Source organism: Neochlamydia sp. EPS4 (assembly GCF_000813665.1).
Lineage (GTDB): Bacteria > Chlamydiota > Chlamydiia > Chlamydiales > Parachlamydiaceae > Neochlamydia.
This window is the reverse complement of the sequence record NZ_JSDQ01000084.1, coordinates 1-1,727: the sequence shown is the minus strand read 5'-3', so window position 1 is coordinate 1,727 and position 1,727 is coordinate 1. Positions and strand designations below refer to the sequence as shown.

The following is a 1,727-nucleotide window of genomic DNA, read 5'->3' as shown; positions in this document are numbered from 1 at the left end:
ATTTGGTGAGATTACTCCACAGATAAAAACTTTTTTTGAAATTCTTGTAAAACAGAGTGTAGACGCTTTAGGAGCTGAGCCTTGCGAGTATGCCATGATAGGCTTTGGCTCATTAGCTAGAGAAGAGGTGACACCTTATTCCGATTTAGAGTTTGGCATTCTTATAAAAGAAGATAATCCAATAAATCGAGAATATTTCAAACGTTTGACCTCTTTGATTCACTTGAAGGTCATCAATTTAGGAGAAACTATCCTGCCTGCTTTGGATATTCCTTGCATAAAAGAGGCTAATTTTTTTGATAGCGTTACACCTAGAGGCTTTGCCTTCGATGGGGAAGGAGTACAAGGTAAAGGCTGTAAAACGCCTTTTGGAAACCGCCAGACATTTGAGCTTATTCAAACTCCTGAAAAGATGGCTCAATATATCGCTCAAGATAAACATGGTAAATGGTGGCATCAGCAAGAACCCCATCTTCCCCTGGAGCTTGTGAATTTTACTCATTTGCTAGGCAGTAATGAATTAACTGAGCAATATAGGCAAAAAGTTCAAGAAAAGCTCAATTTCCCTTATAGAGAAGACCTTAATCTTCGCCAACATTTAGCAAAGTATCATTTAGTTCCAGAAGATATGATAGTCTTTAATCCAGGAATGCGCGACTTAGACAGGCAGGGTATGCTTTTTAAAGTTAAAAATGATTTTTACCGCTTTCCTCATCTGGCGTTGGATAGGTTAGCTCTTCTTAAAGAAGTATTAGCTTCGGATACATTTGGTAGAATTGATCAGCTAAATAAGTTAGGAGTTATAACGGAGGGCGCCGCTGAAAAGCTAAAAGACTGGATGAGTATAGTGCTGTTTATGCGCCTTAAAACCTACTCCCATTATCAAGCGCAACAAGAGATGATGAACCCTCTAATTAAGCCTTTTGGATTTGATGAGCCTGAGCTTATTAAACAGCAGTTTGCTTTAGACCAGGAGGCATTAGAAAAGGTAAAAAAGATTTATCGCATCTTTATTCCTTTCTACCAGGCTATGCAAGAGTTTCTAGCAGGCCATGAAAACGATCTTATATCCTCCGACTTAGAAGATAAATCCCTACAGACTCAAGGTGATATAGCTTTAAGGCTTTTTCAACATGAAGAGGCAGAAAAATGTTATGAAGGTGCCAAAAAAGCAGATCCAAAAAATCCTCAGCTTTTAAGTGTTCTTGGGATCATTTATCAGGCTCAAGGAAAATTATCAAAAGCAGCTGAGTATGCCCAAGAAGCTCTTGAGCTTAGCCTTCTGCTTTTTAGTGAAAATCATCCCGATGTGGCAAGGGATTACAACAACCTGGGGCAAATTTATCTACATCAAGGCGATTTAAAACAAGCGGCTGAGTATGCTAAGAAAGCGCTCGCTATCGATCTAAAGCTTTTCGGTGAAAATCACCAAGCGGTAGCAATCGATTACAACAACCTGGGGCAAATTTATCTACATCAAGGCGATTTAGAGCAGGCGGCTGAGTATTCCAAGAAAGCGCTCGCTATCGATCTAAAGCTTTTTGGTGAAAATCATAAGATGGTAGCAATCGATTACAACAACCTGGGAGGCATCAACCAAAACCAAGGCGATTTAAAACAAGCGACTGAGTATGCTAAGAAAGCGCTCGCTATCGATCTAAAGCTTTTCGGTGAAAATCATCCCGATGTGGCGAGGGATTATAACAACTTGGGAATGATTTACAAAG

Annotated in this window: 1 protein-coding gene; it reads left to right on the top strand. The window is 39.7% G+C overall.

Annotated elements, in window-relative coordinates; translation table 11 throughout:
* Positions 1–1,727 (top strand): tetratricopeptide repeat protein (locus tag DB42_RS08340; protein ID WP_044882580.1); only part of this gene is annotated, 1,727 nt, incomplete at both ends.